Annotated in this window: 7 protein-coding genes; 6 read left to right on the forward strand and 1 reads right to left on the reverse strand. The window is 39.5% G+C overall.

Going from position 1 to position 6,467, the window contains the following annotated elements:
- Positions 1–1,809, forward strand: a 1,809-nt coding sequence (locus ABXH34_RS16890; protein WP_353573056.1) for a CotH kinase family protein, incomplete at its 5' end; no start/stop codon positions are given.
- A 140-nt stretch (positions 1,810–1,949) separates the two neighbouring features.
- Positions 1,950–3,452, forward strand: a complete 1,503-nt coding sequence (locus tag ABXH34_RS16895) for a YHYH protein (RefSeq protein ID WP_353573057.1) — start codon at positions 1,950–1,952, stop codon at positions 3,450–3,452.
- Between the two features lie 335 nt (positions 3,453–3,787).
- Here the strand turns inward: ABXH34_RS16895 and ABXH34_RS16900 are convergent, their stop codons facing one another.
- Complete coding sequence (locus tag ABXH34_RS16900) at positions 3,788–4,171, reverse strand: hypothetical protein (protein WP_353573058.1); 384 nt, start codon at positions 4,169–4,171, stop codon at positions 3,788–3,790.
- Between the two features lie 167 nt (positions 4,172–4,338).
- Here ABXH34_RS16900 and ABXH34_RS16905 point away from each other — a divergent pair, with 167 nt between their 5' ends.
- The 4 genes from ABXH34_RS16905 to ABXH34_RS16920 form a co-directional block, all read left to right on the forward strand.
- On the forward strand, positions 4,339–4,578 hold the full coding sequence (locus ABXH34_RS16905; RefSeq protein WP_353573059.1) for a hypothetical protein: 240 nt from the start codon (positions 4,339–4,341) through the stop codon (positions 4,576–4,578).
- A 189-nt stretch (positions 4,579–4,767) separates the two neighbouring features.
- On the forward strand, positions 4,768–5,772 hold the full coding sequence (locus ABXH34_RS16910) for a CobW family GTP-binding protein (RefSeq protein WP_353573060.1): 1,005 nt from the start codon (positions 4,768–4,770) through the stop codon (positions 5,770–5,772).
- 188 nt (positions 5,773–5,960) lie between these two features.
- Positions 5,961–6,206: a hypothetical protein gene (locus tag ABXH34_RS16915; RefSeq protein WP_353573061.1), complete on the forward strand. Its 246-nt coding sequence runs from the start codon at positions 5,961–5,963 to the stop codon at positions 6,204–6,206.
- The coding region (locus ABXH34_RS16920) for a type II toxin-antitoxin system VapC family toxin (RefSeq protein ID WP_353573062.1) at positions 6,206–6,467 on the forward strand (262 nt) is incomplete at its 3' end. The genes ABXH34_RS16915 and ABXH34_RS16920, both read left to right, overlap by 1 nt.

Consider the following 6,467-nt stretch of genomic DNA (forward strand, 5'->3'; position numbering starts at 1 on the left):
AGCGAAAAATATCAAGTTAATTATCAATGGGATGACAATGGCGCGTATCAGTTTGTGTTTGTTGATGCACAGGGCAGTGAAATCATTGAAAATTATCAAGCCAATACCAACAACAATAATAATAACCCACCTGCCATCAGTGCTGCACCCGATATTAAAGCGAATCAATCCGACGCGCCGATAACAATCAATACAGCAGATAATCTCAGCATTAGCATTGAACTCAATAGCAATGGTCAAAATCAAAATGTAGACTGGTGGTTAGTGGCGGATACACCGTCTGGCTTCTTTTCTTATCAGGAAAACCTTGGCTGGCAAGAAGGCGTTGTGCCTATGAAACAAGCAGTACTTGCAACTTTGCCTGAGCAAGTAGTGTTAAATGGAACGGGCTTAGCTGTAGGTACTTATGTGCTTTATTTTGGTTTTGACACCAATCCAAATGGTGAACTTGATTTAGATCAGATTGTTTATGATTATGTGAATATATTCAGTGAGTCAATTGTCGATGCAGATACCCATTTTGAAGCCACCGATTGGACTGATGAAACCCATAGCAAAAACGTAGACCCTAACTTTGCCGAAATTTTTGACGATACACAAGTCAAACGCTTAGATTTTGTTGTTACGGAACAACGTTGGCAAAGTATGCTAGATGATATGACAGCCACTTATGGTGAATTCGGAAAAAGAGTTAATGGGCAGCAAGGTCTTGTTGACTCCGATGAAGACCCCATTTTTGTACCCGCTGATATTTTTTACAATGATAAACAATGGTATCGCGTTGGGATTCGATTTAAAGGCAATTCTTCACTCCAAAGCAGTTGGCAAGCAAGCATACTCAAGCTGTCATTTAAACTAGATTTTGATGAATTTGAAGATGATTATCCACAAATCGACAACCAGCGTTTTTATGGATTCAAGAAGTTCAGTCTTAAAAATAACTATAATGATAAATCTTTCATGCGTGAGAAAGTAGCGGCTGACGTATTTAAAAATGCGGGCGTGCCTGTTTCTCATACTGCGTTTTACACTTTATACATCGATCACGGTAATGGTCCTGAGTATTTTGGTCTGTACACCTTAGTGGAAGAAGTGGACGGCCCTGTATTAGATACGCAGTTCTCCAGTGACGATGGCAATTTATATAAGCCCGAAGACGGTAGTGCTAATTTTGTTGCAGGCACATTCAATCCAGCAGATTTTACGAAAAAAACCAATGAAGATGATGAAGACTGGTCTGACATTATTGCTTTGTTCAATGCCTTGCATGATGACAGTGTAACGACCGACCCTGTGGCTTGGAGAACAAATCTTGAGGCAGTGTTTGATGTTGATGGTTTCCTAAAATATTTGGCGGTCAATGGCATTATTCAAAACTGGGATACTTATGGTCGTATGATTCACAACTATTATCTTTACAACAATCCTGAAACCAATAAGTTGACGTGGATTCCTTGGGACAATAATGAAGCCCTGCAAACAGGCAAACAAGGTGGCGCAGTGGCATTGGATTTCTCTGATATGAATGCTTCCGAGTGGCCTTTGATAGCCAAAATCTATGCGGATGATGAGTATAAAGCCCGCTATGATTATTATCTGTCTGAAGTGATAACGAATGCCTTTGAAACCAGCAGCATCCAAGCAACTTATGATTATTATTCAGGCTTAATTGAACCCTATGCAACCTCAGAATTAGCGGGGTATTCTTTCTTGAAAAGTAGCGACGATTTTTATAATGCGGTCGATACGCTGAAATCACACGCGACAAGCCGAGCAACTGCGGTCAGCAGCTATTTGAACAGCCAATAAAGCACGCTTATAAATTGTTTATCGTTAATTCCATTTTTATAGGTTAGGACGGGTTATTCTTGATTTCGGAAACTTTGTATATTTGAGAAATTGTAAGACTGCCAGTCCTAAAAATATAACGGCAACAAAAGAGAAAGATTGTGAAAAGAAAAGTGACCACATTATTCAGTGCTATCAGCTTGATATTAGCCAGCCAAACCAATAGCTGGGCGGTTGATGCTGTGCCTGATATTAAAGCGAACACATCTGATAACCCAATAGAAATAAGTTCAACAGCACATCTTAGTGTCACCGTCACATTGAATAACAATGACCAAAGTGACAACGCCGATTGGTGGCTAGTGGCGAATACACCTACAGGTTTATTTTCTTATCAGGAAAACCTCGGTTGGCAAGCGGGTGTCGCACCTATGAAACAAGCGGCACTTACAAGCTTGTCTGAGCAAGAAGTATTAAATGGCACTGGATTACCTGCGGGCACTTATACCCTTTATTTTGGTTTTGACAGCAATCCAAATGGTGAAATTGATTTCGATCAGCTTACTTATGATTCAGTGAATGTGATATCGACTGACCTTGTTTATAACGTGAATGGTCTTGACCCAAACCTTTTCTTTGAAGGTGCATTAGCAAAACAACCTGTCATACAAGATTGTACATTATCAGATGGAACAGAAACCACCTGCTATGAAATTACCGTTACGGGCTATCCTGCGAATCATGAGGCTGGGCCTTTTTGTCCAAAAACCATAACGGATACAGCAGAAAATGTGGGAATTTGGCTTGATGGAAATGGGGTTTATGATGCGACTGGTGAATTTATTCTAGGCTTGGCTGACCTTTATAATGACAGCGATTGGAAAATGTATGATGACGATGGCAATGTAAATGTCACAGACACGAAAGAAAAATTTGAATTAGCAGCCGTTCCTGATGTTGATGAGGCACTGCATAATCATTGTGTTGAAGGGCGCGTTGAATGGCTTGAAAATGGTGAACCGATTCAAACCACGGTTTTGATTCCAACTACGCCTGTGAAGGCTGCAAGTGTAACATCAGCAACCAATGGCAACTTGGGGATTACGCTTAACGGTGTCGTCATTGCCCATTCAGCACCTGTGGCGGCTATTTTAAGTGCTCATACCATTGCAGCATTTGATGATTGCGGTGGGCATTTCAACCCATTTGATGGCTATCATATGCACGGCGCACGCGGATGTTCTGAAGTTGGCGAAACGGCTAACGGCGAAACCCCAATCTTTGCGTATGCACTTGATGGGTATCCAATTCATAGTCCACTTAATGCAGCGGATGAAGTAGCAGCTGTTCTTGACGAATGTCACGGACATACCACTGAGGCACATGGCTATCACTATCATGCTGCTAGCGTAGAGAAAAATGAAATTCTCAGTTGTTTTACAGGTATGACAGTTGCGTCCAACCAACCTGAAGGGGAGCAAGGCCTCAATGATGGTGAACGTCCTGATTTGGCAGCTGCGGCAACGACTTTAGGTGTCAGCGAACAGGATTTAATCAATGCCTTGGGTACAGCTCCCCCAGATTTCGACGCGGCAGCAGCAACTTTGGGTGTCACAGTTGAAGCATTGCAAGAGGCACTAGGTGGGCAATCTCTACAAGGGTAGTGTCTATAGAAACCATTTTAATTTTCAGTAGCATGGTCAACGCTCAAAGTTCTTAACAAGAGATTTACACCGTTCAAGTTTGACAATCCAACGTGTTTTAGCTCGCTACCAAGCTTAGCTTGGTAGTGTATGTTCAAGAAGCTCTGCTTCGAGAGTAATACATCAAGCAGAGCTTGACAGACAGGCAACGTAGTAACTAGAACGACTACACGAAGCAGAGCTTCTTAGCATTACTCCCAAATCGAATTTGGGAATCAGATAAATTGCACCACATTGAATTATTTGGTGTCGTTTTGGTGGATGACGCTGAGCTTATCCACCTTTGCTTTTTATACTCACTGTTTAGACTGGGTTATTGCCGTTAAGGTGCTTTCAACATCTTCAAGACGTTGCTTCATATCATTCACAAGTTGCATTTCCTGCGTACGGGTTATGATTTCTTGTCTTTGCTCGGAGGTTAAACTTTGCAAAATATCACCAATATCTTGTTTTTTTTGCTCTTCATTTAAAAACATTTCTCCTTCACCTGTAATCAGCCAATTAATATTGACACTAAAATGAGTATGAAAACTTTTAAGTATCTCAATACTAATATTCGTGCGTTCTTCAAGTAGATAGTTTTGCAATGTTCTGTAAGATATACTAAGTTGTTTTGAAATGCTTTTTAAGGTTTTGTCTTGCTGATCTACGACTTGGTTCAGTCTATTTCTTATACTCATAATGGTATTATTTTTGTTTATTTATTGATTTTATGAAAAGTTCAGTGTATATTTATACCTAACAACGACTAAGTTCTAACGAAACATAGCCGTAAGAAAGGAATTATACATAAAAAATAAGGCACTAAAGAGTAATCAAATAGCAAATCAGCGGCTAGAGAACAATCATGCACAACACATCAGAACCCTATTACTGGGACATCATTAATCAATCTCTTTGGAAACAACAAAATATCATTGGATTTATCGATGAAACATTGGGCGATCTGTACCTAAACGAAAACCCTAATGACCTGCAAAGAGTAGAAATACGCCTGACTGCGATAGCAGCACTGATCGATAACCTAAAAGGCGAACTCCACCACATCATCCCACTAGTACAACAAAAAAGAGAGGAATTAAACTAAACTCGCTCAAGCACCTCGTCTCGTTCCAGTAAAGAAAGGTAGAAATGATGAATTTAAACACTCATTATTCTTTGGAATAGTGGGTATTTTTTATTTGCATGGTTGTTCCTTTGTTGATAAATATATTTATATACAGAATATTCAGGCTGACACTGATAAAATACACAATTATTCTTATAAAAAAACATTATGAATACACAGAAAATTGCCAGTGTACCCACCAATATTATTACGGGTTTTTTAGGTGTCGGCAAAACCTCGACGATTTTACATTTGCTGCAACATAAACCTGTATATGAACGCTGGGCAGTGTTGGTAAATGAGTTTGGTGAAATGGGTGTCGATGGCAGTTTGTTTCAAGGACAACACTCGGAAGGCTCAGAGGTTTTTATTCGAGAAGTTCCGGGGGGTTGTATGTGTTGTGCCGCAGGTTTACCGATGCAATTAGCTTTGAATCAATTGCTTATCAAATCTAAACCCCATCGTTTATTAATCGAGCCAACAGGTCTGGGGCATCCGCAGGAAGTATTGCAAACCCTTTTATCAGAACATTATCAAGAAGTGTTAGATATTCAAAAAGTCTTAACCCTTGTTGATGCGCGTAAGTTGTCCGACAGCCGATATACAGACCATGAGACCTTCAACCAACAGATTGCGATTGCAGATGTAGTAATAGGCAATAAGCAAGATTTGTACGCGCCAAACGATAAGATCACCTTAGAAACCTACGTTAAAGTACAGAATTCAAATAATGCGCAAATCCTTTTTACTGAGCAAGGTGTGATTGATTTGGCTTGTTTGCAAGGGATTAGTCAATTCAGCATGAAAGCGACTCACCATCATCACCACGAATCTGTTGAAGCAATACAGCTCAGCGATACACCGATTCCCAGTAGTGGATACCTAAAGGCAGTTAATCAAGGTGAAGGTTTTACAAGCATGGGTTGGCGTTTTGTGTCAAGCAAGGTATTTGAGCGCAGCAAATTACTCACTTTTTTCCATACACTTGATGTCGAACGCATGAAGGCGGTTTTCATCACTGAACAAGGTATGTTTGGCTATAATTTAACGAGCGATGGTTTAACAGAAATGGAACTAAATCAGTGTGTGGAAAGTCGTATTGAAATCATTTCGCTACAAGCTAATGAACAATGGGAAGAGCAGCTATTTTTCTGTATTTCTGCTAATGATTGAGTATAGCTCACGACTAAACTAAGCTTGGTAACTCGTTACAGTTCACAATAATTTGCAATGAAATTACGGGGTAATCCCCCCAAATTTAGGACTATTTCTATACTTCAATATAAAAACACACTAGAATCTTATTTATACCCTCATTGCTTACCTTATCTTTAAAATATGACTTTTATAGTGAAACTCTCATGAAAACGCTAACACTCAATATAGACGAAACCTTATATGACACGCTATTGGCGATGCTCCAAGGTTTACCAAAACAGAAAATTGAAATTATTGAAGAAACCGAAAATGAGATTTCAGAATCTCGCTGGCATAAAATTGCACAACGTGTTCATGAAGATAAGCGTTATCCTGCTGGATGGTCAGAACAATTAAAAAAAGACATGCATGATTTTCGGGAAAATTGTAACTTTAAGCATGATGAATAATGAACTATTTATTTGATTCAAATACATTATCAGATTTTTATGATCGTAATTCTATTGGACATCAGGCTGTTTTTGACCGTTTAAGCCGTTTACCTGATAGTACGCGAATTTTTATGTCAGCTTTGTCTTTGTATGAGTTTGAATATGGCTATGCCAATGCAAGTGAAGTATTACGTCCGACCATTCGAGCTAAAATTAATGAAGCGCAAGAAGATTTTGAAATACTGTCATTATCGTGCAATGGCGCAACTGTGTTTGGTG

This window comes from Candidatus Albibeggiatoa sp. nov. BB20, from assembly GCA_016744725.1.
Taxonomy (GTDB): Bacteria; Pseudomonadota; Gammaproteobacteria; order Beggiatoales; family Beggiatoaceae; genus Albibeggiatoa.

Excerpts from the sequence above, each read along its gene's own strand:
- ABXH34_RS16910 (WP_353573060.1), top strand. The coding sequence starts at position 4,768 with ATGAATACACAGAAAATTGCCAGTGTACCCACCAATATTATTACGGGT.
- ABXH34_RS16905 (WP_353573059.1), top strand. The coding sequence starts at position 4,339 with ATGCACAACACATCAGAACCCTATTACTGGGACATCATTAATCAATCT.
- ABXH34_RS16915 (WP_353573061.1), top strand. The coding sequence starts at position 5,961 with ATGAAAACGCTAACACTCAATATAGACGAAACCTTATATGACACGCTA.
- ABXH34_RS16900 (WP_353573058.1), bottom strand. The coding sequence starts at position 4,171 with ATGAGTATAAGAAATAGACTGAACCAAGTCGTAGATCAGCAAGACAAA.